Origin of the sequence: Streptomyces durmitorensis (genome assembly GCF_023498005.1) — a bacterium.
Taxonomy (GTDB): Bacteria; Actinomycetota; Actinomycetes; order Streptomycetales; family Streptomycetaceae; genus Streptomyces; species Streptomyces durmitorensis.
On the sequence record NZ_CP097289.1, the window covers coordinates 8,553,640 to 8,577,796 of the forward strand.

At 71.5% G+C, this 24,157-nt stretch carries 23 protein-coding genes; 9 read left to right on the forward strand and 14 right to left on the reverse strand.

Annotated elements, in window-relative coordinates; genetic code table 11:
• Positions 1 to 35: 35 nt before the first annotated feature.
• The gene (locus tag M4V62_RS38270; RefSeq protein ID WP_249591781.1) at positions 36 to 470 is read right to left on the reverse strand and encodes a hypothetical protein; all 435 of its coding nucleotides are present in this window, start codon (positions 468 to 470) and stop codon (positions 36 to 38) included.
• A gap of 222 nt (positions 471 to 692) precedes the next feature.
• On the opposite strand from M4V62_RS38270, the gene M4V62_RS38275 reads away from it, so the two are divergent.
• On the forward strand, positions 693 to 1,214 hold the full coding sequence (locus M4V62_RS38275) for a P-loop nucleotide/nucleoside kinase family protein (protein ID WP_249591782.1): 522 nt from the start codon (positions 693 to 695) through the stop codon (positions 1,212 to 1,214).
• Between the two features lie 90 nt (positions 1,215 to 1,304).
• On the opposite strand, the gene M4V62_RS38280 is transcribed toward M4V62_RS38275, so the two are convergent.
• The 8 genes from M4V62_RS38280 to M4V62_RS38315 all read right to left on the reverse strand — a co-directional run bounded on the left by M4V62_RS38280 (position 1,305) and on the right by M4V62_RS38315 (position 9,758).
• On the reverse strand, positions 1,305 to 2,174 hold the full coding sequence (locus M4V62_RS38280) for an endo alpha-1,4 polygalactosaminidase (protein ID WP_249591783.1): 870 nt from the start codon (positions 2,172 to 2,174) through the stop codon (positions 1,305 to 1,307).
• A gap of 154 nt (positions 2,175 to 2,328) precedes the next feature.
• Positions 2,329 to 3,207: an SIS domain-containing protein gene (locus M4V62_RS38285; protein WP_249591784.1), complete on the reverse strand. Its 879-nt coding sequence runs from the start codon at positions 3,205 to 3,207 to the stop codon at positions 2,329 to 2,331.
• Between the two features lie 71 nt (positions 3,208 to 3,278).
• A complete protein-coding gene (melA, locus tag M4V62_RS38290) occupies positions 3,279 to 4,589 on the reverse strand; it encodes an alpha-glucosidase/alpha-galactosidase (protein WP_249591785.1) in 1,311 nt (436 codons plus the stop codon).
• On the reverse strand, positions 4,586 to 5,542 hold the full coding sequence (locus M4V62_RS38295; protein ID WP_249591786.1) for a carbohydrate kinase family protein: 957 nt from the start codon (positions 5,540 to 5,542) through the stop codon (positions 4,586 to 4,588). Before M4V62_RS38295 ends, melA begins: the two co-directional genes overlap by 4 nt.
• Before the next feature lie 59 nt (positions 5,543 to 5,601).
• Positions 5,602 to 6,492 (reverse strand): carbohydrate ABC transporter permease, encoded by an 891-nt coding sequence (locus M4V62_RS38300; RefSeq protein WP_249591787.1) that lies wholly within the window; start codon positions 6,490 to 6,492, stop codon positions 5,602 to 5,604.
• Complete coding sequence (locus tag M4V62_RS38305) at positions 6,492 to 7,442, reverse strand: carbohydrate ABC transporter permease (RefSeq protein ID WP_249591788.1); 951 nt, start codon at positions 7,440 to 7,442, stop codon at positions 6,492 to 6,494. Before M4V62_RS38305 ends, M4V62_RS38300 begins: the two co-directional genes overlap by 1 nt.
• A gap of 19 nt (positions 7,443 to 7,461) precedes the next feature.
• The gene (locus M4V62_RS38310) at positions 7,462 to 8,790 is read right to left on the reverse strand and encodes an ABC transporter substrate-binding protein (protein ID WP_249591789.1); all 1,329 of its coding nucleotides are present in this window, start codon (positions 8,788 to 8,790) and stop codon (positions 7,462 to 7,464) included.
• Positions 8,791 to 8,939: 149 nt separating this feature from the next.
• A complete protein-coding gene (locus tag M4V62_RS38315; protein WP_249591790.1) occupies positions 8,940 to 9,758 on the reverse strand; it encodes an endo alpha-1,4 polygalactosaminidase in 819 nt (272 codons plus the stop codon).
• 270 nt (positions 9,759 to 10,028) lie between these two features.
• Here M4V62_RS38315 and M4V62_RS38320 point away from each other — a divergent pair, with 270 nt between their 5' ends.
• On the forward strand, positions 10,029 to 10,787 hold the full coding sequence (locus M4V62_RS38320; RefSeq protein ID WP_344646354.1) for a DeoR/GlpR family DNA-binding transcription regulator: 759 nt from the start codon (positions 10,029 to 10,031) through the stop codon (positions 10,785 to 10,787).
• A gap of 48 nt (positions 10,788 to 10,835) precedes the next feature.
• Here the strand turns inward: M4V62_RS38320 and hemC are convergent, their stop codons facing one another.
• A complete protein-coding gene (gene hemC / locus M4V62_RS38325) occupies positions 10,836 to 11,771 on the reverse strand; it encodes a hydroxymethylbilane synthase (RefSeq protein WP_249591791.1) in 936 nt (311 codons plus the stop codon).
• A 177-nt stretch (positions 11,772 to 11,948) separates the two neighbouring features.
• Between hemC and M4V62_RS38330 the strand changes: the two genes are divergently transcribed.
• A complete protein-coding gene (locus tag M4V62_RS38330; protein ID WP_249591792.1) occupies positions 11,949 to 12,428 on the forward strand; it encodes a GNAT family N-acetyltransferase in 480 nt (159 codons plus the stop codon).
• A 24-nt stretch (positions 12,429 to 12,452) separates the two neighbouring features.
• On the opposite strand, the gene M4V62_RS38335 is transcribed toward M4V62_RS38330, so the two are convergent.
• From M4V62_RS38335 to M4V62_RS38345, 3 genes are all read right to left on the reverse strand, one after another.
• Positions 12,453 to 13,973, reverse strand: coding sequence for an MFS transporter (locus M4V62_RS38335; RefSeq protein ID WP_249591793.1), 1,521 nt, complete (start codon positions 13,971 to 13,973; stop codon positions 12,453 to 12,455).
• A gap of 15 nt (positions 13,974 to 13,988) precedes the next feature.
• Positions 13,989 to 15,515, reverse strand: a complete 1,527-nt coding sequence (locus M4V62_RS38340; RefSeq protein ID WP_249591794.1) for an MFS transporter — start codon at positions 15,513 to 15,515, stop codon at positions 13,989 to 13,991.
• A gap of 159 nt (positions 15,516 to 15,674) precedes the next feature.
• Positions 15,675 to 16,088 (reverse strand): VOC family protein, encoded by a 414-nt coding sequence (locus tag M4V62_RS38345; RefSeq protein ID WP_249591795.1) that lies wholly within the window; start codon positions 16,086 to 16,088, stop codon positions 15,675 to 15,677.
• A 294-nt stretch (positions 16,089 to 16,382) separates the two neighbouring features.
• On the opposite strand from M4V62_RS38345, the gene M4V62_RS38350 reads away from it, so the two are divergent.
• Genes M4V62_RS38350 through M4V62_RS38375 form a run of 6 tightly spaced genes read left to right on the forward strand, consistent with a single transcriptional unit; the run spans position 16,383 to position 23,829 of the window.
• The gene (locus M4V62_RS38350) at positions 16,383 to 17,993 is read left to right on the forward strand and encodes an ABC transporter substrate-binding protein (protein ID WP_249591796.1); all 1,611 of its coding nucleotides are present in this window, start codon (positions 16,383 to 16,385) and stop codon (positions 17,991 to 17,993) included.
• A gap of 56 nt (positions 17,994 to 18,049) precedes the next feature.
• A complete protein-coding gene (locus tag M4V62_RS38355; RefSeq protein ID WP_344646359.1) occupies positions 18,050 to 19,003 on the forward strand; it encodes an ABC transporter permease in 954 nt (317 codons plus the stop codon).
• Positions 19,000 to 19,884 carry an ABC transporter permease gene (locus M4V62_RS38360; RefSeq protein WP_283779133.1) on the forward strand — a complete coding sequence of 295 codons (885 nt, stop codon included), beginning with the start codon at positions 19,000 to 19,002 and terminating at the stop codon, positions 19,882 to 19,884. Before M4V62_RS38355 ends, M4V62_RS38360 begins: the two co-directional genes overlap by 4 nt.
• Entirely contained in the window at positions 19,881 to 20,906 is a 1,026-nt protein-coding gene (locus tag M4V62_RS38365; protein ID WP_249591798.1) for an ABC transporter ATP-binding protein, read from the forward strand. Before M4V62_RS38360 ends, M4V62_RS38365 begins: the two co-directional genes overlap by 4 nt.
• Positions 20,903 to 21,961 carry an ABC transporter ATP-binding protein gene (locus tag M4V62_RS38370; RefSeq protein WP_249591799.1) on the forward strand — a complete coding sequence of 353 codons (1,059 nt, stop codon included), beginning with the start codon at positions 20,903 to 20,905 and terminating at the stop codon, positions 21,959 to 21,961. Before M4V62_RS38365 ends, M4V62_RS38370 begins: the two co-directional genes overlap by 4 nt.
• An 11-nt stretch (positions 21,962 to 21,972) precedes the next feature.
• A complete protein-coding gene (locus M4V62_RS38375; protein WP_249591800.1) occupies positions 21,973 to 23,829 on the forward strand; it encodes a gamma-glutamyltransferase family protein in 1,857 nt (618 codons plus the stop codon).
• Positions 23,830 to 23,934: 105 nt separating this feature from the next.
• On the opposite strand, the gene M4V62_RS38380 is transcribed toward M4V62_RS38375, so the two are convergent.
• Positions 23,935 to 24,117 (reverse strand): DUF1272 domain-containing protein, encoded by a 183-nt coding sequence (locus M4V62_RS38380; RefSeq protein ID WP_249591801.1) that lies wholly within the window; start codon positions 24,115 to 24,117, stop codon positions 23,935 to 23,937.
• Positions 24,118 to 24,157 lie beyond the last annotated feature (40 nt).

Here is a 24,157-nt window from a genome sequence, read left to right on the forward strand (position 1 = left end):
CTGCCCGATCGCCTCGCACGCGGTGCGCGGACGGGTCAGGCGCTGACGAGGGTGATGTCGCTGCGCGGAGCACACGGAGGGCCACGGGGCGCGGCCGGTCCGTCGGAACGCCGGGTGCCGGACGGGGCCTGCGCGCGTGCCTGGTCCGGTCCGCCGAGGCTGCGGTGTGACGCCGGATCGGTCGCCGTCCCCGTGATCAGCCCGGGGTGGGGGAAGGGGGATGCCTCAGGAGGCGTACCGCGGACGGCGGGTGTGTGCAGGAGGGCGGCGTGCGGGGCGGGCTGGCCCTGCGGATGGCCGCACCATTCGGCGGCGGCCGACGGGGCATGGGGCTGCGGCGTCAGGTCGGGGAGCGACGCCGAGGGGACGAACAGCGTGACGAGCGAGAGCAACGCCGCGGAGGCGAGCGCGATGACCCACGAGGCCCGCGAGTCCCGGGCAGCGGAGAGGGGCGTGGCGCGCTGCGGCACGTTGCCTCCCTGCTCGTGCGGTGGATCCGGTCCCGGTTCGGGGATCGGCACTTCGGCGAGCAGGGCCTTGGGCGACGGACGGCCGGGGCGCTGCCTCCACCAGCCTAAGCAACCGGCGGCGGAGCCGGGGCGGAGTCACGCCACCCCGTCTCCCGCGCTGTTCCAGATCTGTGACGTGATCGGCCGCTGCCCGCGGCCCGGACACCGCTAGCGTCGGGACCCATGATCGTATGGCTCAACGGCACTCACGGTGCAGGCAAGACGACGACCAGTGGGCTCGTGCAGCAGCTCCTCCCGGATTCCCGGGTGTTCGACGCCGAGAAGGTCGGCGAGACGCTGATGGACATCAAGCCCGGGTTGCCCTGGACGGGCAACTTCCAGCACTGGCCGCCGTGGCGGCCACTGGTCGTCGAGACCGCCCGTCGCGTGCTCGACTACACCGGCGGCACCCTCGTGATGCCCATGACCGTCCTGGTCGAGGAGTACTGGCGCGAGATCAGCGCGGGTCTCGCCCAACACGCCATCCCGGTGAGGCACTTCGTCCTCCACGCCGACCAGGACACACTCAGGGGGCGCATCGAGGGGGACAAGGACCTCGGCCCCTCACAGTTCCGCATCGACTACCTGGAGCCCTACGCGGAGGCGGCCCGCACCTGGCTGCACGCGGAGGCCGAGGTGATCGACACCACACATCTCACACCGCCCCAGGCGGCCCTGCGGATCGCGGAAGCGGTCAAGAACTAAGAGGGCTGAGGGGCTGAGGGGCTGAGGGGCTGAGGGGCTGAAGAGCTGAAGGGCTGAAGGGCTGAGGGCGAAACGGTCAGGTGCGGGTCCTCAGCACTGCGCGAAGACGTATCCCTTCGCGCCCTTGGGGCTGACGTCGCGGTCGCGCAGTGTGATGGACAGGCGAGAGCCCCAGGCGTCGCATGCGTTGCCGTAGTCCTTGCGCGTGTACTCGACGGCGAAGACCTTGTCGTCGTAGGCATCGGCGAAGTCACCGCACTCCTTGTACGCCGCGCACTCCTCGACGACGGCGAAGTCGAACCCGATCCGGCCGCGCTCGGGGAGGAGGTCGGTGGTGTTCTTCTGGGCGATGGCAAGGCCGCGGCTGTGGGCCCGCTCGGCGAGCAACTTGGCGAAGGCAGCGGCGTGTTCAGGCTTGAGGAGGTCGTCGGAGCGCTCGTAGGAGTCCAGGTTGTCGGGCTCGACGGCGTCGAAGCCCGACTTCGCGCAACCGTCGATCCACGGCCCGACGACGTCCATCAGCTCCCGGCGCTTGGCGGACGTGGAGATGTCCAGGAGCGGCTCCTCCCAGTCGTCGTCGACCACCAGGGAGCCGCCGTCGTCCTTCAGGAGCAGATCGGGGTGCTTCTTCTTCCACCAGGTGATGGCGTCGCCCGGCTGGGTCTGGAAGGCGTTGACGTAGCACACGTTGTACAGGCCCTTGGCCGGCTCGGCGGAGCGGTCGCGGGAGACCGCCTGCACGGCGTCGTCCGGGGCGTAGGGTCCGCCGAGCTGGTAGTCGAAGACGGCGTCGGCCTTCGGCGCGCGCACGGAGTCCGCCCCGTCCGTGGCCGGGGCGTCCTTGCCGTCGGCGGTGGTGCAGGCGGCGGACAGGGCCAGGGCGGCGGCGCAGGCGGCCAGGCGGAACGGGCGCGAGCGGTACAGGCGGTACGGGTGGTAAGGGTGGTACGGGCGGTGCATCGAAGACCTTCGTTCGGGGCGGCAGCTGGTGAGGGAGCCGCCGGAGCGACGCGTCACGAAGACCGTGGCGACATATGACGCGATGTCGATCTTACGTACGTCTGCCGAGACCTCGACGGTCAGGAGCAGGATGCAGGTGAGGCCGGGCCGACCGTCAGGCCAGGACGACCGAGCGGGTCAGGTGCGCCGGCCGGTCCGGGTCGCGTCCCGCGTCCTCGGCGAGCCGCACGGCCAGGCGCTGGGCGAGTACCAGTTCCGCGAGCGGATCGAGCTCCGGGCCGCGCAGGTGCGCGCCGGTGGCCGCGATGGCGGCGGCGAGGTCAGCGGGCAGCGGGGACAGGCTCCACACGGCCCGCCTGGGACCGGCCACCGCGATGGGGCCGTGGCGGTACTCCATCACCGGGTAGGACTCCGTCCAATGCGCCGCCGCTTCCCGCACCTTGAGCGCCGCCTCGTGCGCGAGCCCGGCGTGCCAGCCGTCGCCGAGGAAGGTGATCTGCTCCGCCGCGAGCAGCCGCGGATCCAGCGGTGCGCTGAGGGCCAAGGGCACATCGGCCAGCGCCTGGCCGAGGTCGTGGCCCAAGTGGGCCAGTAGCAGAGCCAGTTGAGTGGTCGGATAGCGGGTCTGCACGACGGACCGCTCGTCGGCGTGGTCGAGGATGATCACGTCGTCGGCGGCGCGTGCGGCAGGCGACCGGGGGACCGCCGTGACGGTGGTGACCCGCGTGGAGGAGGGGGCCGTCCCGAGGGCGCTGAGGATCTCGGTGGTGGTGCCGGAGCGGGTGAGGGCCAGGACGCGGTCGTAAGGACGGTGCAGCCGGGCCGCCGATGCGGGGAACGCGTCGGTGGGGCCGTGCCCCAGGTCCTCCCGCAGATGGGCGTAGGCCTGGGCCATGAACAGCGACGTACCGCAGCCGATCACGGCGACGCGCTCGCCCTTGGCGGGCAACGCCTTTGCGTACTCGGGCAGTTGCCTCAGTACGTACTCCCAGCACTGCGGCTGTGTGTCGATTTCCTGATGGGTGAGTGACATGGGGGTGCCTTCTGTTTCCATGGGATTCCATGGGATGCGAGGGGTGGGCTGCCGGGCCGATGACTGGCTCCTCAGTCGCCCAGGAGCCGGCGCAGGGAGGGCTGGAGCCGGTCCCCGTGGGCGCGGACCATGGCGTCGCACAGCCGCCAGATCTGTTCCACGGGAAGGGCCGCGGCGGTGGCCGGGTCGGTCATCGCCGCGTGCCGGATGTGGCGTGGCTCGTCGTCGACGGCGGCCCGGACGACCAGGTCGTTCATGCTGAGGTAGGTGCGGTTGAGCGCGGCCAGCTGCGGGGGCAGTGATCCCGCGCGGGTGGGCTGGATGCCGGAGGCGTCGACGAGGCAGGGGACTTCGACCACCCCGTGGCCCGGGAGGTTGTCGATCAGACCGTGGTTGGGGACGTTGCCGTAGACGGTGCGCGGGGTGCCGGTCACGATGCTGTGGATGATCTGAGGGGCGTACTCCATGGTGCCCTCGACGGTGAGAGGTTCACCGGCGGCCAGGGCGTCGCGCGTGTGGTGGTAGGCCGCGACGTTCTCGTCGACGATGCCGAGGTAGGCGCCGATCGGCAGGCGCAGGCGCTCGACCTCGCTGTCGTGGTGCAGGTACCAAGGGACGTACTCGGAGGAGTGCTCGCTGGTCTCGGTGGGGTAGTGGCCGAGCCGCCGGTACATGTCGACGCGCACCCGGCGCCGCAACTGCGCGTCCTGGGCGATCAGTTCGTCGAGCCGGGGGTAGAGGTCGCTGCCCTGGTGCTCGAACCTCAGCACCCACGCCTGGTGGTTGACGCCCGCCGCCAGGTAGGTGATCTCCTCGTACGGGACGTCCACCAGCTCGGCCAGGTCCCGCATGGTCCAGTACACGGAGTGGCACAGGCCCACCACCCGGGTCAGCCCTGTGGCCTGCGTGAGGTACTGGACGTTCATGGCCATGGGGTTGGTGTAGTTCAGGAGCCAGGCGTCGGGGCACAGTTCGGCGATGTCCTCGCCGAGTGCCTTCAGGAGTGGGAAGGTGCGCAGCGCACGGAAGATGCCGCCGATGCCGAGGGTGTCGCCGATGGTCTGGCGCACCCCGTGGCGGGCGGGCACCTCGAAGTCCGTGCGGGTGGCCTCGCCCATGCCGACCTGCACGATGTTGATGACGAAGTCCGCGCCTGCCAGGGCCTCTCGGCGGTCGGCGTGGCTGGTGACGGTGGCGTGCGCGCCGAGGTGGTCGGCGATGTGGTCGGCCGCGGCCTGTGCGGTGGTCAGGCGTTCGGGGTCGATGTCGTGCAGGGCGATGTGGGCGCCCTTCAGTTCGGGGAAGGCGAAGAGGTCGGCGAGCAGGCCTTGGGTGAAGACGACGCTGCCCGCGCCGATGAAGGCGATCTTGGGGTGGTTCATGAGGCGTGTGCTCCGCTCGGGGTGGTGTGGGCGAGGACTTCGTCCCGCGTGGGCTGGGCCGCGGTGCCGCCATGAGCGCGGGTGGACAGGGATCCGCAGGCGACGGCGTACCGCAGTGCCTCGTGCGGGGGCCGTCCGTCGAGGAGGGCGGCGATGAACCCGGCGTCGAAGCTGTCTCCGGCGCCGACGGTGTCGACGGGGGCCATGGGGAGGCCCGGCGCGGTGAGCAGGGTGTGGCCGTTGTGGCACAGGGCACCCTCGGCGCCGTTCTTGACGACGGCCAACGGGACGCGCACGGCGAGGAGTTCGGCTGCCTGCTGCGGGGTGCCGGACGGCAGCCCGGCCAACCGCAGGGCCTCTTGGGCGTTGGGCAGCAGGATGTCGGTCTCGGCGAGGACGGCATCGAGGGCTGTCGGCTCCCACCGCCCCGACGGGTCGTCCTGGGTGTCCAGGGATGTGCTCGCGCCGTGCCATCGCGCGGTGCGCAGCAGCCGGGGCAGGTCGGCGGCGAGGCGGGGTTGGAGGAAGTACGAGGCGGCGTGGACGTGCCGGGCGTCGGCGAGCAGTTCGGTCGGTACGTCGTCGCCGCTGACGGCGGTGAGGGTGCCAGGAGAGGTGAGGATGGCCCGGTCCTCGCCCTGGGTGAGTACGACCGTGAGCGGCGTCGGGCGGGAGGCGTCCAGACGCAGGGCGCGGGTGTCGACGCCACGGGCGGCGAGCGCGTCGCGCAGATAGCGGCCCGCGTCGTCGTCGCCCACACGCCCGGCGAAGGCCACCTTCAGGCCCAGGCGCGCGGCCCCGCACGCCATGATCGCGGCCGAGCCGCCGAGGGTCAGTGACCCGGCGCCGACGAGCTGTTCGCGCTGGCCGAAGGCGAGGTGGCCGGTCAGCGGGCCCAGGATCACATCGGGGTTGGCGTCCCCGATGACGAGCAGGTCGTACGAGTGGGGCATCGAGTTCCTTCGGATCGTGCGGGAGAGAGGGACGGGCGCGACGAGACGGGCCGGGAAGGTCAGCCCTTGAGGCCGCTGGAGGTGACCGAGCGGATGAAGGCCTTCTGCGCGACGAGGAACGCGAGCAGGACCGGAAGGACGGTGATGACGTTGCCCGCCATCACCGCGGACCAGCGGGTGTGGTGCTGCCCCTGGAACGTGGTGAGACCCAGTTGCAGCGTGTACTGGGTGTCGTGGTTGATCGCGATCAGCGGCCACGTCAGGTCGTTCCACGTGGTGAGGAAGGTCAGCACGGCCACCGTGGCGAGCGCGGGCCGCGCCAGCGGAAGCACGATCGCCCAGAGGACCCGCAGCCGCGAGCAGCCGTCGATCCAGGCGGCCTCCTCCAGTTCCCTGGGCAGGGAGAGGAAGAACTGCCGCAGCAGGAACACCGCGAACGGCGTGACGAGGGAGGGCACGATCAGCGCGCCCAGGGTGTCGATCAGGCCCAGCTTCTTCATCACCAGGAAGGTGGGGATCATCGTCAGCTGGAAGGGCACCGCCATCGTCGCAAGCATCAGCACGAGCAGCACCCGCGAGCCGCGGAAGCGCATCCGCGCGAACGCGTAGCCGCCGAGCGCGCCGAAGACGAGGTTCGATGCGACGGCGACGGCGGAGACGATCGCGGAGTTCATCAGCCAGCGCGGGAACATGGCGTTGCCCAGGACATAGCGGTAGCCGCCCAGGTCGATGCCCGAGGGCCACAGCGCGGGCGGGAAGCGGTTGATCTCCGCGTTGCTCATCACCGAGCTCAGGAGCAGCCAGAGCAGCGGCACCGCGAAGAGCACCGCCAGCGGCGCGAGCAGAACGTGCCAGGCGCTGAAGGGCAGCCGGAAGCGGCGGTGGCGCACAGCGGCGGGCTCGGACGCCCGGCGTGCGGTGGTTCCGGGCGCGGTGGTGGTCGCGGTCATCAGGCGGCTGCTTTCGTACGGAGGGTGCGCTCACGGCCACGGACCACGCGCAGCACGGCGGCCACGACGAACAGGGCGAGCGCCAGGACGTAGGCGGCCGCGGCGCCGTACCCGGCGGTGAAGTTCTTGAAGGCCTGCTCCCAGATGAAGTAGACGATCACCGTGGTCGAACCGAGGGGCCCGCCCTTGGTGGTCACATAGACCAGGTCGAAGACCTGGAGGGACTGGATGGTCTGCCACAGCAGCAGAAACACGCTGACCGGGGAGAGCGCGGGCAGCGTCACGTGCCGCAGCAGGTGCCTGCGCCCCGCGCCGTCCAGGCGGGCGGCCTCGATCAGGGACTGGTCGACGTCCTGGAGCGCGGCCAGGTAGATGACGGTGCACAGTCCGGTGCCGCTCCACAGGGTGATGGCGACCAGCACGAACAGCGCCTGCGACGAGTCGGTGAGGAAGCCCTGCGGCGAGATCCCCAGGTGGTGGAGGACGGAGTTGGCCGCCCCGAAGTCGGGGTCGAGGATGAACGAGAACAGCACGCCCTGGGCGGTGGCCGAGATGACGAACGGCACGAAGAACAAGGTGCGGTACAGGCCGACGAAGCGGATCCGCCGGTTCAGCGCCAGGGCGAGGGCAAGTCCGATGCCGATGCTCAAGGGCACGTACAACACGGTGTAGAGCAGGGTGTTGCGCACGGCCTGGCTGAAGTGCGGGTCCTGCGACAGGGCGCGGTAGTTGTCGAGGCCCACCCAACGGCTGGGCGTGACCAGGTCGTTGGCCTGGAAGGACAGGAGCAGCGACCACACGACCGGCAGGACGCTCAGGCCGAGGATGACGAGCACCGCGGGGGAGACGAAGGCCCAGGCGGTGACGGTCTCGCCGCGGCGCCGACGGCGCAGGGCACGTCGGCCGGAGGTGTCGGGCGGCAGAGTCAGGGGGCGGGGAAGTGACGGCATGGCGGTGTCCTCAACGTCCTCAACGCGGGATCAGCAGGGCGGCGTTGGCCTCTTCGGCGCAGGAGCGCACCGCGTCGGCGGGGCTTTTGCGGCCGAGCAGTACGGAGACGACCGCCTGCCCGAGGGACTGGGAGATGCGGGGGTAGGCGGCGTGCACGGGACGCACCCGCGCCGATGCGACCGCCTCGGTGAACACCGGAAGGCCCGGCATCCGGTCGGCGTGCTCGCGCCAGGCCGGACGGTCCTGGCTGCGGCGGCTCAGCGGAAGGCCGCCCGCCTCTACGGCCCAACGGCTGTCCTGGGCGGGCTGGTTGAGCCAGGTGACGAAGGTGCGGGCCGCCTCCGTCCTGGCCGAGCCGTTGTCGAAGACCGTCCAGGTGTCGGGGCCCGAGATGGTCAGGGGGCGGCGGCTGAAGCTGGGCAGGGGCACCACGTGGTAGTCGACCTCGGCCTGCGTGATGTCCGGAAGCTGCCAGGGTCCTGTGGGCACCATGCCCATCCGCCCGGACAGGAAGACCTGGTACATCTGCTCGCTGCCTGGCTTGGGGTCGACGTAGACGCTCTTGTCGCGCGCCAGGTCCCGTACGACCTCCAGGGCGCGTACGCCCTCCTTCGCGAAGCCGATGCCGTGCCCGTCGTCGGCGATCACGTCGCCGCCCAGGTCCCACACCATCGGCCACATCCGCCACACGGTGTCCTCGTCGCCGGTGCCGGGCCAGCCGGTGCCGAACCGTCCCTTGGAGGCATCGGTCAGGCGGCGCGCGGTGTCGGTGAACTCCTGCCAGGTCCAGCCCGCCTCGGGCAGATCGATCCCGGCCTGAGCGAACAGCTTCTTGTTGCAGACCACGGCGAGGCAGTCCAGGACCGCGGGCACCGCCCGGGCCCGGCCGTTGATGGTGACGGCCTGCCGGGCCGGTGCCCAGAAGTTGCGCCACGGCGTCGGCCCCTCGCGCACCTGTGAGGTCAGGTCGACGACCTCGGGGCTGCGGGCGACGCTGGCCAGGTCGGAGCCGAAGACGTAGGCGACATCGGGGTACGAGCCCGAGGCGAGCGCGGCGGTGACCTTCTGCAGCATGGCGTCGGCGAGCACACCGCCGCCCAGGTCGACGCGGATGTCCGGATGAGCGGCGTGGAAGCGGGCGACCAGGCCCTTGAGCACCTTGGCCGCGGTGTCCGTCTGTCCGTGCCACAGCTGAATGGTCACCCGCCCGTCGGGGCCGACCCCGTCGGCGGGCCCCGTGCCGCAGCCGGCCAGCGCGCCCCCGACCGCCGTAAGCGCCGCCGCGCCGCCCGCGCGCAGCACACCGCGCCGCGAGGGTCTTCCCGGCGCTCGGGTTCCTGCGCTCATCACTGCCTCCAGGGGGATCGGATGCGCCCGCGGCGCGAAGGGTCCATGGACGGAACGTCCATGGCGGGGAGGTGGGGCGCGACGCCCGGTTCCGGGCGATCTGCGCGCCGGGGAAGCCCGCGCGGCGCGGCGACGCGGATGGCCGCGGTTCAGCAGGTCCGGCGTACGTATCCGCTGCTGTCCGCGGGCGACACGTCGACGTCGCGGCGCACGATGCTCAGCCGCTCGCCCCAGCCCGAACAGGCCTTGCGCAGACCGCTGTCCGTGTACTCGATGACCAGGACGTCGTCACCGAACGCGGAGGTGTAATCCCCGCACTCGTCGTACGCGCCGCATTCCTCGGCGACGGCGAAGTCGAGCCCGGTCCGCTCGCGCTCGCCCGCCAGCTGGGGGGTGTTCTTCTGCGCGGCGGCCAGGCCCTGTTCGTGGGCGTGCGCGGAGAGCAGCGCGACGTAGGACATGGCCTGATCGGCCGTCAGCAGGTCCGGGAAGCGCGTGAAGGTGTCGTAGTTGTCCGGCTCGACGGCCTGGAAGCCCTGGTCGGCACAGCCGTCGATCCAGCCGCCGACCTTGGCGGCGATCCGCTCGCGCTTGTCGGCGGTGCGGATGTCCAGGACGGCCTCGCCCCACTCGCCGTCGTACACGACGTCGCCGTCGGCGTCCCGCAGCAGCAGGTCGGGATCCCAGTCGCCCTCGGCCCCGGGCTGGGCCTGGAAGGCGTTGAGGTAGCAGATGTTGTACAGGCCGGGCGCGGGGGCGGCGGCTCGGTCGCGGCTGACGATCTCGACCCCGGCGGGCGGCGTGTACGCGCCGCCTATCTGGTAGTCGAACCCGGCGTGCAGCGGGGGCAGTTCGGCGGCGGCCGCGCCCGCGGACGCCGACGACGGGGCGAGCAGGCAGGCGGCGGCGGTGGCCGTGAGCGCCGCGGACGCGGCGATGCCCCTGCGCAGAACACGATTGAGGCTCATCGAGGAGCTCCAGATGTCCGAGGGCACGTCCCCGCCTCGGACACGGAAAAGGGTCCTGGCGACTCAGTCCGGGCTCATGGCCGAGGCCAACTACCGGCTGGGCGTACCTCTGCGCCGAGTGCTCGGCATCGGCGTGCCAGGGAGTTAATCGAGCAGTTTCAGTCATGTCAAGGGGAGAGGACCGAGAAGCACGTGACGCACTTGAGCAGAAACGCGCATCAATCTTGCGGGACTCTGCTCGGGCCGGTCGTCCCGGCTTATGCTCGACCGGTGCTGAGAAGCGACCGCCAGGCGCGGATACTTGAGCATGTCGCTGCCCAAGGCAGCGCGGACGTGGCGCAGTTGTCCCTGCTCCTCGGGGTCTCGCAGGCCACCGTCCGCCGTGACCTGCGGCAGTTGAGCGACCAGCGGCTCCTGGAGCGCACGCACGGGGGCGCGGTCCTCGGCGGCCTGAGCATCGAGGTGCCGCTGCGGCACCGGGTCGGTCAGCGCTCCCCGCAGAAGCAGGCCATCGCGCGGGCCGCCGCCCACCTGGTCCCCGCCGGTGCGGTGGTCGGTCTCACCGGTGGCAGCACCACCACGGAAGTGGCCCGTCTGCTCGCCGACCGCGGCCCCGTCACGATCGTCACGAACGCCGTCAACATCGCGGCCGCCCTCGTCCTGCGCCCGACCGTCACCCTGATCGTGGTCGGCGGCACCGCCCGCAGCGAGAGCTACGAACTGGTCGGCCCCATCGCCGAGAAGACCCTCGCCGACCACCACACGGACATCGCGTTCCTCGGCGTGGACGGCATCAGCGCCGTCCACGGGTGCACCACGCACGACCAGTTGGAGGCGGCCACCGACCGCGCCTTCGCCGGCCACAGCAGCCGCACCGTCGTGGTCGCCGACCACACCAAGATCGGCAGGGCGACGTTCGCCAAGATCTGCCCGACGGCCGGGGTGCACACCCTGGTCACCGACGCCGGTGCGCCCGGGGGCGAACTCGACGCCATCGCCGCCGTCGGCGTGCAGGTCACCGTCGCGTGAGCGCTGCCGGTGCCGTCAGTTCAGCGTCGGGATTACCGGCCATGCTTTTCAGTGCGCGATGGAGTCGATCAGCTCGCGCGCGCCCTGGCGCAGCAGCGTCACGGCCACGGACGTGCCGAGCGTCGCCGGGTCGAGCGGCCCCGCCCATTCGTGGGCGTTGAGGACCGTCTTGCCGTCCGGGGTGAAGACGCGGGCGCGCAGCGAGAGGTCGCCGCCCCGCTCGCAGCGCGCGTACCCGGCGATGGGGGAGTTGCAGTGCCCTTGCAGGACGTGCAGGAACATGCGCTCGGCGGTGGCCTCCCGCCAGGCCTCGGGGTCGCCGAGGCCCGACACGGCGTCGATGGTCTCCGTGTCGTCCTCGCGGCACTGGAGCGCCAGGATCCCCGCGCCGATCGGCGGACACATCGTCTCCACCGACAGGACCTCGGTGACCACGTCCATACGGTCGATGCGCTCAAGGCCCGACACCGCGAGCAGCAGCGCGTCCGCGTCGCCCGCGGCCAGCTTCTCCATCCGGCGCCCGGCGTTCCCCCGCATCGGTACGCACTCCAACTCCGGGTGTGACGCCGCGAGTTGAGCGATTCGGCGCACCGACGAGGTGCCGATGCGGGTTCCCGCGGGCAGCTCGTCAAGGGTGAGCCCGCCCGGGTGGATGAGCGCGTCGCGGATGTCGTCCCGCTTGAGGAACGCGGCGAAGGTGGTGCCCGCAGGAAGCGGCCGGTCCGCCGGTACGTCCTTGACGCAGTGCACCGCGAGGTCCGCCTCACCGGCGAGCAGCGCCGCGTCGACCTCCTTGGTGAACGCGCCCTTGCCGCCGAGCTTCGAAAGGTCCCCCATCCACCGGTCGCCGGAGGTTGTGACCGGCACGACCTCCGTGCGGATCCCGGGGTGCAGCGCGGTGAGTTCGGCGCGTACGCGCTCCACCTGGGCCAGCGCCATGGGAGAGGAACGGGAGACGATGCGGATCAGCTCAGGAGCGGACATGCGCACCACGATAGGCGCTCGCGACAGCAGTCTGTTAAGGGGCTCCTCGGTTCAGCCGGGGGCGCCGTGGCCGCCGGTCCTGGCGTGCGCGACGCCCCGGGCCCTCATAGCGTGAGAAGCAGCCGGTCACCGCCCCGCCCCCGTGCGGGCCCCGGCGTCCGTCACCCGGGAGGTCCCATGTCAGCCGCCGCCGCTCACCAGCGGTCCCCGATCGTCCTCGAACGGATGGCCCCCACCCATCTGGCCGACGTCCTCGCCCTGGGGCGCGAGTTGTACGACACCTCGGTGAAGCCGTACACGTCCTGGTCCCTCTCGGCGATCGCCGGGCACATGGACGCCGATGCCTCCTCCTGCTGGGTGGCGCTCGACGGTGACGCCCTCGCCGGGTTCGTCCTCGGCTCGATGGGATTCGACCAGCGAGCGGACTGGGGGAACCTGGAGTGGATCGCCAGCGCCCCCGACTACCAGGGGCAGGGCGTCGCCAGCCATCTGGTGCAGGCCTGCTGCGCGACGTTGACCGCCGCCGGTGCCACGGCCGTCGTGACCGATGTCGAGTCGCGCAACACGGCGTCCGCCGCGCTGATGCGGCGCAACGGCTTCAAGGAGAGCGTGTCGGTCACGCTGTTCGTGCGCGACGCTCCCGACGTGGTGCTCTGAGGGCCGGGCCCCTCGGCACGGCCCTCATCCCGCGCAGTCCTTCCCCGGCTCCAACGGCGGTGCGCTGACGCCCAGATGGGACTTGCAGCGCGGCGTGTTCCCCGCGTCCTCGTGCCAGGAGGCGGGCCGCGGGCGGATGAAGACCGCCGCCGCTGCCGCCGCGAGGACGAACAGGCCCGCGCAGCCCACGGCCGCCTTGCCGAACGCCGTGTTCAGCGCGTCGGGATCCGCGTACGCCGTCCCGGAAAGGCCCACCGCCAGCGGCAGCGCGGCGACGACGAGCATCTGGGCCACCCGCGCCGCGGTGTTGTTCACGCCGCTCGCCAGGCCCGCGCGCCCCGCGTCCACCGAGGCGAGGACCGTCGCCGTCAGCGGAGCCACGAACAGGCTCATCCCCAGGCCGAGCACCACGACCGCGGGCAGGACCTCCGTGACGTACGCGGCGCCCGGCTCGATCCGCAGCATCAGGAGCGCACCGGCGCCCGCGACCAACGGACCGGCGACCAGCGGCAGGGTGGGGCCGACCCGCCGCGACAGATCGCCCGCCGCGGCCGACAGCAGCAGCATCAGGACCGTGATCGGGAGCGTCGCGGTGCCCGCCTGCAGTGCGTCGTAGCCGAGCGTCGTCTGCAACTGCACCGGCAGCATGAACAAGAGCCCGCCGATGGCCGCGTACAGGCACAGCGTCATGACGTTGGCCGCGCTGAACAGGCGGGAGCGGAAGAGGGAGAGCGGCAGCATCGGGTTGCGGCGGCGGTGCTCGACCACGACGAAGGCGACTCCCGCCGCGAGGCCGCCGAGACCCGGCAGGAGAGCCACCGCCTTCGAGGAGTCTCCCGAGGCGCCGATCAGCGCGAAGCTGATGCCCGCGAGGAACAGCGCCGCAAGGCACGCCCCCGTCACGTCGAACGGCTTCTCCGTGGCGCCCTCGGCCCGGCTCTCCGGCACATGGCGGACCGCGAAGAGCACGAGCGCGGCCAGCGGAACATTGATCAGGAAGATCCACCGCCAGCCGGGACCGTCGATCAGCCAGCCGCCGAGGAACGGCCCGATCGCGCCCGCGACCCCGCCGAGCCCCGACCACGCGCCCACCGCGCGTGCCTGGTCCTGCGGCCGGAACGACGTACGCACCAGGGCGAGCGACCCCGGTGTGAGCAGCGCGCCGCCGATGCCCTGCAGGGCCCGCGCCGCGATGAGCATCCCCGCGTCCTGCGCGAGCCCGCACAGGGCGGATGCGAGGGCGAACCACACGACGCCGATGACCAGGGTGCGCCGCCGGCCGATGCGGTCGCCGAGCGCTCCGCCGAGCAGCAGCAGGGCCGAGAGCGTGAGCATGTAGGCGTTGACGACCCACTGGAGGGACGCGAGCGAGGTGTCCAGATCGCGGCCGAGCGTGGGCAGGGCGACGTTCACCACCGTGCCGTCCAGCATGGCCATGCCGGACGCGAGGACGGCACAGGTGAGCACCCAGCGGCCCCGCGCCGACTTCAGCGCGACGCCGCCGTCGGCGCTGTCCGTCGCCGAAGCCTTCTCCGTCGAAACCATCGCCCCACCGCCGCTCTACATGTGCACCGTGCCGCCGTCCGCGTCCGAGTGGACGGGAGCTCCTCTGCGGTAGAGCACGACCGTAACGAGGAGGCCGAGCGCGAAGAAGACTGCCGACCACGTGTACGCGGTCGAGTAACTCTCCATCGCGGACTGGGCCTGGACCTCCGGCGTCGGTTGCTTGCCCACCAGGTAGTTGGCCGCGGCGCTGGTCGCAAGCGAGTTGAGCAGGGCCGTGCCGATCGAACCGCCCACCTGCTGGCTGGTGTTGACCATCGCCGACGCCACACCCGCGTCGTGCGCGGCGACGCCCGCCGTCGCCATGCTCATCGCCGGGGCGAAGACCAGACCGAGGCCGAGACCCGCGACGAGCAGCGGCGGCAGCACGTGGGCCGCGTACCCGCTGTGCACGTCGAGGGCGGTGAGCCAGGCCATCGCGGCCGCCGCGAGACCCATGCCGAGCGGCACGATCGGCTTCGCGCCGAACCGCGGGACGAGCCAGTTGGTCGTGACGACCGAGATCACCACCATCACGGCGACCATCGGCAGGAAGGCGAGCCCCGTCTTGACGGGCGTGTAGCCGAGGATCTGCTGGAGGTAGTACGTCAGGAACAGGAAGACGCCGAACATGCCGGCGCCCGAGATGAACATGGCGAGGAACGACGCCCCGCGGTCCCGGTCGAGCACCACCCGCAGCGGAAGGAGCGGATGTTCGGCCCGCGTCTGCCACCAGGCGAAAGCCGCGACCAGGACGGCGCCGACGACCAGGAACCCCCAGGTGTCGACGTCGCTCCAGGCGTGCGTCTCGGCGTTCGAGAAGCCGTAGACGATGCAGAACAGGCCCGCGGAGACCAGCAGCGTGCCGGGGACGTCCAACTTCGGCCGGTCCGCGGGCCTGCCCCCGTGCAGCAGCCGGGCGCCGCCCAGCATGGCGAGCACGGCGAAGATGAGGTTCACGTACAGGCACCAGCGCCAGTCCAGATACTCGGTCAGGACGCCGCCGAGGAGCAGGCCGACCGCGCCGCCCGCGCCCGCGATGGCGCCGTAGATGCCGAACGCCTTCGCCCGCTCCTTGGGGTCCGTGAACGTCGTGGTGAGCAGGGAGAGCGCGGCGGGCGCGAGGAGCGCGCCGAAGACGCCCTGGAGGGCGCGGGCCACCACGAGCATGGTGAAGCTGGTCGCCGCGCCACCGAGGGCCGAGGCGAGGGCGAAGCCGCCGAGACCGGCGAGGAAGACCACCTTGCGGCCCACCAGGTCGGCGATCCGCCCGCCGAGGAGCAGCAGGCTGCCGAAGGCGAGTGCGTACGCGGTGACGATCCACTGGCGGTTGCCGTCGCTGAACCCGAGATCCTGCTGGGCCGACGGCAGCGCGATGTTCACGATCGTCGCATCGAGGACCACCATGAGTTGGGCGATCCCCACGATCCCGAGGATCAGCCAGCGGTGCTCGTGGCTCCCGCCGCTCGGATGTGGGGGAGAGGACGCCGAGGATCCCGCGGTCTGCACCGCATCGAAGGGCTCAGGCGCGGGCGAGCGGTCCATCGGTGCCTCCAGACGCCCCCCGCCACACAAGACATCCCCGTCACACCGTAGGCGCGCTGGTCACAGGCCGCGACCGGGGCACGGCAGGGCCGGGCCCCGGACGGACGACCGGTCGGTTCCGCGGGCGGGTGATCAGCACTGCGGACCGCGGGTGGGCGGTCAGCTCTGCGGCTCGCTGATGTTGACCATCCAGGGGACGCCGAAGCGGTCCGTGCACATGCCGAAGACGTCGCCCCACATCTGCTTCTCCAGCGGCACGGCCACCGAGGCGCCGGCGGAGAGCTTCTCCCAGTAGCCGCGCAGCTCGGCGTCGTCGTCTCCGCTGAGGCTCACCGAGAAGTTGCTGCCGGGGGTGTGCTGCATGCCGGGCGGGGTGTCGGCGCCCATCAGGGTGAAGCCGTTCGGTGCCTCCAGCATGCCGTGCATGATCTGGTCGGCCTCCGGAGTGCCCTGGTGGCCGGCTTCGCCGAAGGTGTTCAGGGCCAGGTCGCCGCCGAAGACCTCCTTGTAGAACTCCAGCGCTTGGCGGGCATCGCCGCCGAAGCTCAGATACGGGTTGAGACGCGAGGCCATGAAAACCTCCCAGATCGGGGTGAACGGTCAGTTGCGCGGAGATTAGCGCGGCCCACTGACAACGGCCCGTCGGGCGGCATGCGGCAGGTCGTCCCTTGAGGCACGGAAAGGCACGTCGTCCCTTGATGGACGGATAGGCCGCCGAATGTCGCGCCCGGTTATTCAATCTTCATCAAATCCGGTCCGGCATCCGGACAGGCCTCTTGTGTGCGGACTGTATGCGAAATACGTTCTGCCGTATTCCTTGATCGTCCACGATCAGCCCGGAACCACCCCTGGCGGAGGTACCTACCCGTGCGCCGAAAAGCGGTTGCCCTCGCGGCAGTTGCCCTGGTGATGTCCCTGACGGCGGGCTGCGGCTCCCTGCAGTCCTCGGCCACCGAGGTCGGCGGTGAGCGCATGACCGACGACCGTCCCGTGCGCGACGGCGGCACCCTCACCGTCGCCCTCAACGCCGACCCGGACAAGCTCGATCCGACCCTCGCGCAGACCCTCGTGGGCCGCACCGTCTTCGCCGGGATGTGCGAGAAGCTCTACGACATCGACGAGCACGGGACCGTGATCCCGCAGCTCGCCACGGCCCTTCCCAAGACGTCGAAGGACGGCCGCACCGTCACCTTCGGCCTGCGCAAGGGCCTGAAGTTCAGCGACGGGACGAAGCTGGACGCGGAGGCCGCCGTCACCTCGCTGCTGCGCCACCGCGACCTCGCGGGCTCGGCGCGCGCCACCGAACTCGCCCCGCTGGCCGGGGCGAAGGCGACCGGACCGTACACGGTGGAGCTCACGCTCAAGCAGGCCTACGTGCCGCTGACCGCCGTCCTGGCGGACCGCTCGGGCATGGTGATGTCGCCGACCGCACTCAAGAAGTACGGCAAGAACTTCACCAACCACCCCTCCTGCGTGGGCCCGTTCAAGTACGTGGAGCGCGTCGGCGGCGACCGCATCGTGCTCGCCAAGGACCCCAACTACTACGCGGCCGACCAGGTCCACCTCGACAAAGTGATCTACAAGCCGATACCCGACGGCAATGTCCGCCTGGCCAACCTGCGCTCCGGCGACATCCAGGTCGGCGACCAGATGACCCCCGTCGACGTCCGCAGCGCGCTGACCGAGCCCGGCCTCCAACTCTTCAACTCGCCCTCGCTCGGCTACCAGGGCATCGGCCTCAACGTGGGAAACGTGAAGGGCCTCGGGCAGAAGCCCGGGCGCATCGACACGCCCCTCGCGCGCGAGCCGAAGGTCCGTGAGGCGTTCGAGCTCGCCATCGACCGCGATCTCATCAACAAGGTCGTCTTCCAGGGCATGTTCGAGCCCGCCTGCGGCCCCGTCTCACCCGAGTCCGCCATCGCGCCCGGCGTCAAGGCGTCCGTCTGCCCCGAGCGGGACGTCGCCAAGGCCAAGCGGCTCCTGAAGGAGGCCGGGGTGAAGACGCCGGTCCGCATCGAGCTGAAGGTGTCCACGACGCCCGAGTCCAGCCGCCTCGGACAAGTCGTCCAGGCCATGACCAAGGAAGCGGGGTTCGCCGTCACCTTGCGCCCCACCGAGTACGCCACGATGCTCGAAGAGACCGACTCCGGGAAGTACGACGCCTTCACCAGCGGCTGGTCCGGGCGGCTCGACCCGGACGGCAACATCGCCAGCTTCCTGCAGACACGCGGCGCGATGAACGCCTACGGCCTCTCGGACCCGACCATCGACCGCCTCGTCGAGCGCGGCCGCACCGAGGCCGACCCGGACGAACGCGCCAAGATCTACGCGGAGTTGACCCACCGCGCGCAGGAGAGGCGCGGGCTCATCTACCTCTACCGGCAGAAGAACTACATCGTCACCGGCAAGGACGTCGCGGGCGTCCGCGTCTACGGCGACGGCCTGGTCCGCGTCACGACTGCGGGGTACGCGCGATGAGCCTCAGCCCCCTGCGCCTGGGTCCCGCCCGCTCGATCACCCCGCGGCTGAGCCCCATGACGGCCTACATCCTCACCCGGCTCCGGCAGTCATGCATCACGCTCGTCCTCGTGAGCATGGTCGTCTTCGCCGGGATCCGCGCCCTGCCCGGCGACCCCGCGCTCGCCCTCGCCGGCGAGGAGCGCAGCCCCGAGGCGCTCGCCGCGGTCCGCGAGAGCTACGGCCTGGACGACAACATCGTCATCCAGTACGGGCGGTTCATCGGCCACGCGATCACCGGTGACCTCGGGACCTCCTCACGCACCGGCCTCCCCGTCGCCGACGCGATCACCGCGGCCCTGCCCATCACCCTCGAACTGGCCGCCCTCTCCTTGCTGTTGGCGGTCACCGTCGGCATCGGCGCGGGCATCGTCGCCGCCGTGCGGCGCGGAAAGCCGGAGGAGTGGCTGGCCAACGCCCTCGCCCTCCTCGGGCTCTCCATCCCCACCTTCTGGCTGGGCATCGTCCTGGTCCTCGGGTTCGCCATCGCCCTACCGGTCTTCTCGGCATCCGGATACGTTCCCTTCGGTACGGACCCGCTCGACAACCTGCGCCGCATGGTGCTGCCCGCGATCGTCCTCGGCTCGGGCCTCGCCGCCGTGGTGATGCGCCAGACACGGGCGGCGATGCTCGACTCGCTCTCCGCCGACTACGTACGCACCGCGCGGGCCAAGGGCCTGTCCCGGCGCGAGGTCATCGGCGGGCACGCGCTGCGCAACTCCCTGGTGACGGTCGTGACCGTGCTCGGGCTCCAGCTCGGCCACCTCATCTCGGGCGCCGTCGTCACCGAGCAGATCTTCGTCCTGCCCGGCTTCGGCAAACTCACCATCGACGCCGTCTTCACCCGCGACTACGCGACCCTGCAAGGCGTGGTGCTGTGCACCTCCGCCGCGTACATCCTCATCAACCTGCTGGTCGACGTGGCGTATTCGGTCATCGACCCGCGCATCCGGCTCGGAGGTGCCCGGTGACCACAGCGGTCCTCACCACGCTGGGACGGATACGTTCCGCGAGCGCGCGCAGCGGCAAGCTGCGCGCCCTGCGCAAGAACCGGCTCGCCATGACCGGCGGTGTCATCGCCGCCGTGTTCGTCCTCGTGGCGCTCTTCGCGCCCCTGGTCGCGCCCTACGATCCGGCGCGCCCCGACTTCGCCGACGCCCTTGCCGCGCCCGGCTGGTCGCACTGGCTGGGCACCGACGACCTCGGCCGCGACCAGCTCTCCCGCGTCGTGTACGGGGCGCGGGCGTCGATGCAGGTGGGCGTGTTGGCGGTGGCGCTCGCTTTCGTCGTCGGCGTGCCGCTGGGGCTGCTCGCGGGCTACTACGGCAAGTTCACCGACAGCGTCGTCTCACGGCTCACCGACACGATGCTGGCCTTCCCCTTCCTGGTGCTCGCCGTCGGGCTCGCCGCGGTGCTCGGCCCCTCGCTCACCAACGCGACCATCGCGATCGGGATCTCACAGATCCCGGCCGTCATCCGCATCACCCGCGCGGAGACGCTGCGGCTGCGGCACGTCGACTACGTGGCCGCCGCCGTCGCCAACGGAGGCGGCGACGCCACCGTGCTCCTCCGGCACATCCTGCCCAACGCCACCTCCGCGCTGACCGTCCAGGCGACCGTCGGCATCCCCGCCGCGATCATCGGCGAGGCACTGCTCAGCTTCCTGGGTCTCGGCGTGCAGCCACCGGACGCCTCGCTCGGCGTGATGCTCTCCGGCGCCCAGTCCTTCCTCGCGCCCGCGCCGTGGATGGCGGTCTTCCCCGGACTCGCCGTCGTCGCGGCCACCCTGGCGTTCAATCTGCTCGGCGACGGCCTGCGGGACGTCCTCGACCCCCGAGGAGCCACCCGATGACAAACCCAGTACTGAGCGTGCGCGATCTGTCGGTCTCCTTCCGCTCCGACACTCGCACCGTGCACGCCGTCGACCATCTCTCGTACGACGTCGCACCGGGCGAAGTACTTGCGGTGGTCGGTGAGTCGGGGTGCGGCAAGTCCGTCACGGCGATGGCCGTGATGGGGCTCCTGCCGCCCACCGCGCGCATCGAGGGGTCGATCAGACTCGGCGGGACCGAGATCGCCGGAGCGAGCGAGAAGGAGCTCGGGCGGGTCCGCGGCAAGGACATCGCGATGATCTTCCAGGAGCCGATGTCCTCGCTGAACCCGGTCCTGACGATCGGGCGACAGATAGGCGAGGTGCTGAGGCGCCACCAGGGCCTGTCGAAGAAGGAGGCACGCGCGCGTGCCGTCGAACTCCTCGACCTGGTGGGCATCCCGGCCCCCGCCCAGCGCGTCGACGAATACCCCCACCAGCTCAGCGGCGGCATGCGGCAACGCGTCATGATCGCCATCGCCGTCGCCTGCGACCCGTCCGTCCTGATCGCCGACGAGCCGACCACCGCACTCGACGTCACCGTCCAGGCGGGCATCCTCGAAGTCCTGCAGTCCCTGCGCGAACGGCTCGGTACCGCGATCGTCCTGATCACCCACGACCTGGGCGTGGTGGCCGACGCCGCCGACCGGGTCCTGGTCATGTACGCGGGCCGCCCCGTCGAACAGGCCCCCGTGCACGAGCTGTTCGCCGAACCGCGCCACCCCTACACCCGCGGCCTGCTGGGCGCCGTCCTGCGCCCCGGCGGTGAGGGCAAGCGCCGCCTGCCCGAGATCCCCGGTCTCGTGCCGAGCCTCGACGCACAGCCGGACGCCTGCAACTTCGCCCCGCGCTGTGCGCACGCGGACGACCAGTGCACGACGCGCAGGCCCGGCTTCAAAGCGGTGTCCCTGGACGCCGGAGCCGATGCCGCGCACCGGGCGGCCTGCTGGCACCCGCAGGAGACCCCCGTGCTCACGCCCACCACCCAGGAGGCCGGACAGTGACCCCCACCCAGACGCGCGACGGCGACGCGCAGCCGGTGCTCGAACTGCGGGACCTGGAGCGGCACTTCGCGGGACCCGGCGGCGTCGTACGCGCCGCCGACGGCGTCACGCTCACCGTCGGCAAGGGCGAAGTCGTCGGACTCGTCGGCGAGTCGGGCAGCGGCAAGTCGACGGTGGGTCGGTGCGCCGTGCGGCTCGACGAACCCACCGGCGGCGCCATCCACATCAACGGCCAAGACGTGACCCGCCTCTCGCGGCGCGCCCTGCGTCCCCTGCGCAAGGACTTCCACCTCGTCTTCCAGGACCCCTCCTCCTCGCTCGACCCGCGCATGACCGTCGGGCAGATCATCGCCGAACCCCTGCGCCTGCACGGCATCGCCAAGGGGGACGCCGCACGCGCGCGCGTGGCGGAACTCCTCGCCCAGGTCGGCCTGCGCCCCGAGCACGCCGACCGGCATCCGCACGAACTCTCCGGCGGGCAGCGCCAGCGCATCTCCATCGCCCGCGCGCTCTCCGTCGACCCGGACCTCCTGGTGGCCGACGAACCCACATCGGCCCTGGACGTCTCCGTCCAGGCCTCGGTCCTCAACCTCCTGGCCGATCTCCAGCGCGACCGCGGCTTCGGGTGCCTGTTCATCACGCACGACCTGGCCGCCGTGGAGTTCCTCGCCGACCGCATCGCGGTCATGTACCTCGGCCAGATCGTCGAACAGGCCCCGACCGCCGAGCTGTTCGCCGACCCCAAGCACCCGTACACCCAGGCGCTCCTCTCCGCCGCGCCCGTGCCCGACCCGGCGCTCCAGCGCACCCGCGAGCGCATCGTCCTCAGCGGTGAACTGCCCAGCCCCCTCGCCCCGCCACCGGGGTGCCGGTTCCACACGCGCTGCCCGCTGGCCGTCGACCGCTGCCGTGTCGAGGTGCCCGCGCTGCGCACGCTGCCCGGAGACGGCGGACGCGAGGTCTCCTGCCACCTCGTCGCCGACGACGGAACGGCTCCGGACGCCGCCGCGGCCCAGACCCTCCGTACGATCCCCAGTACCCGCACCGCACGCTAGGAGCAGCCCTCTTGTTCACCACCCGGCCGACACTCCAAGGCACCTTCGGCATGGTGTCCTCCACCCACTGGCTCGCCTCGCAGTCCGCGATGGCCGTCCTGGAGGACGGCGGCAACGCCTACGACGCGGCCGTCGCCGCGGGTTTCGTCCTGCACGTCGTCGAGCCGCACCTCAACGGCCCGGCGGGCGAGGTGCCGATCATCGTGGCGCCCGCCGAAGGGGAGGTGCGGGTCCTGTGCGGGCAGGGCGTCGCGCCCGCCGGAGCGACCGTGGACCACTACCGCTCGCTCGGCCTCGACCTCGTGCCGGGCACCGGACCGCTCGCCGCCGCAGTGCCGGGCGCCTTCGACGCGTGGATGGTGCTCCTGCGCGACCACGGCACCAAGTCCCTCGCCGATGTCCTCAAGTACGCCATCGGGTACGCCGAGGACGGGCACGCGCCCGTGGAGCGCGTCGGCGAGACCGTCGAGACGGTGCGCGAACTCTTCGAGACCGAGTGGCCCTCGTCGGCCGAGGTCTACCTGCCCGGCGGAGAGTCCCCGCGCCCCGGCGAACTCCTGCGCAACCCTGCGCTCGCCGCGACCTGGCGCCGCGTGATCGAGGAAGCGGGCAACGGCTCGCGCACCGAGCAGATCGAGGCCGCGCGGAAGACCTGGAGCGAGGGCTTCATCGCCGAGGCGCTCATACGCCAGGCCGCGGTCCCCACGATGGACACCAGCGGATCCCGGCACACCGGAACGCTGACGGCCGCCGACCTCGCCGGATGGGAAGCGACCTACGAGGCCCCCGCGACGTACGACTGGAACGGCTGGACCCTGTGCAAGGCGGGCGGCTGGAGCCAGGGCCCGGCGTTCCTCCAGCAGCTGGCCGTGCTGCCCTCCGCACGCGCGGACCTGCCCGTGTACGGCTCGGCCGACTACGTGCACCTGCTGATCGAGGGCTGCAAGCTCGCCATGGCGGACCGCGAGGCGTGGTACGGCGACGCGGACGGCGCCGGTACGGTCCCGCTCGCCGATCTCCTGTCCCCCGCCTACAACGAGGAGCGGCGGGCGCTCATCGGCGAGAAGGCCTCGCACGAACTGCGCCCGGGAAGCCCTGGCGGGCGCACCGCGAAGATCTCCGACCACGCTCGCGCCGTCGCCGCGGGCGAGCCCGGCTTCGACGCGCTCGGCCTGCCCGGAGCGGGCGCCGGCGAGCCGACGGTCGCCAAGAGCGGCACCTCACCCGTCCCCGGCGAACCGGCCGTCTCGGCGGACGGCGCGACCCGCGGCGACACCTGCCACCTGGACATCGTCGACCGCTGGGGCAACATGGTCGCGGCCACGCCGAGCGGCGGCTGGCTCCAGTCCAACCCGGTCGTCCCCGAACTGGGCTTCCCGCTCGGCACCCGCCTCCAGATGGCCTGGCTCGAAGAGGGCCTCCCCAACTCCCTGACGCCGGGCCGCCGCCCGCGCACCACCCTGACACCGTCCCTCGCGCTCAAGGACGGCGTACCGGTGATGGCGTTCGGCACGCCGGGTGGAGACCAGCAGGACCAGTGGCAGGTCCACTTCTTCCTGGCGGTCGCGCTGCGCGGTTCCGTACGCGGAGGCCTCGACCTCCAAGGCGCCATCGACGCCCCCAACTGGCACAACGACAGCTTCCCCGGCTCCTTCTACCCGCGCGGCATGCGTCCGGGCAGCGTCACGGTCGAGTCCCGCATGGACGAGGCGGTCATCGAGGAGCTGCGGCGGCGCGGGCACGACGTGACGGTGGGCGAGCCCTGGTCGGAGGGGCGGCTGTGCGCGGTGGCGCGGGACCCGCGGACCGGGGTGCTCTCGGCGGCGGCCAACCCGCGGGGAATGCAGGGGTACGCCGTGGGGCGGTGAGACGCCCGACGCGAACAGGCTCCGGCCGAGCTCGACGAGCTCGGCCGGAGCCTTTTCCGGGGCGCGCGCCCTCAGCCCTGCGGTGCCCTCAGCCCCGCGGTGCCCTCAGGCCGATGCGCGAGTGGGGCGGCGCACCAACTCGCCGCCACAGTTCGGGCAGACATGCTGCATGCCGACGGCGCACGGCTCGCAGAAGGTGCACTCGTAGGAGCAGATACGCGCCGGCGCGTCGAGAGGCAGGGCCGCCTTCTCGCAGCGCTCGCAACGGTCCCGCATCTCCAACGCCATCGTTCCTCCTGGACTGGACTCTTCGGAGCTTCATCTTCGA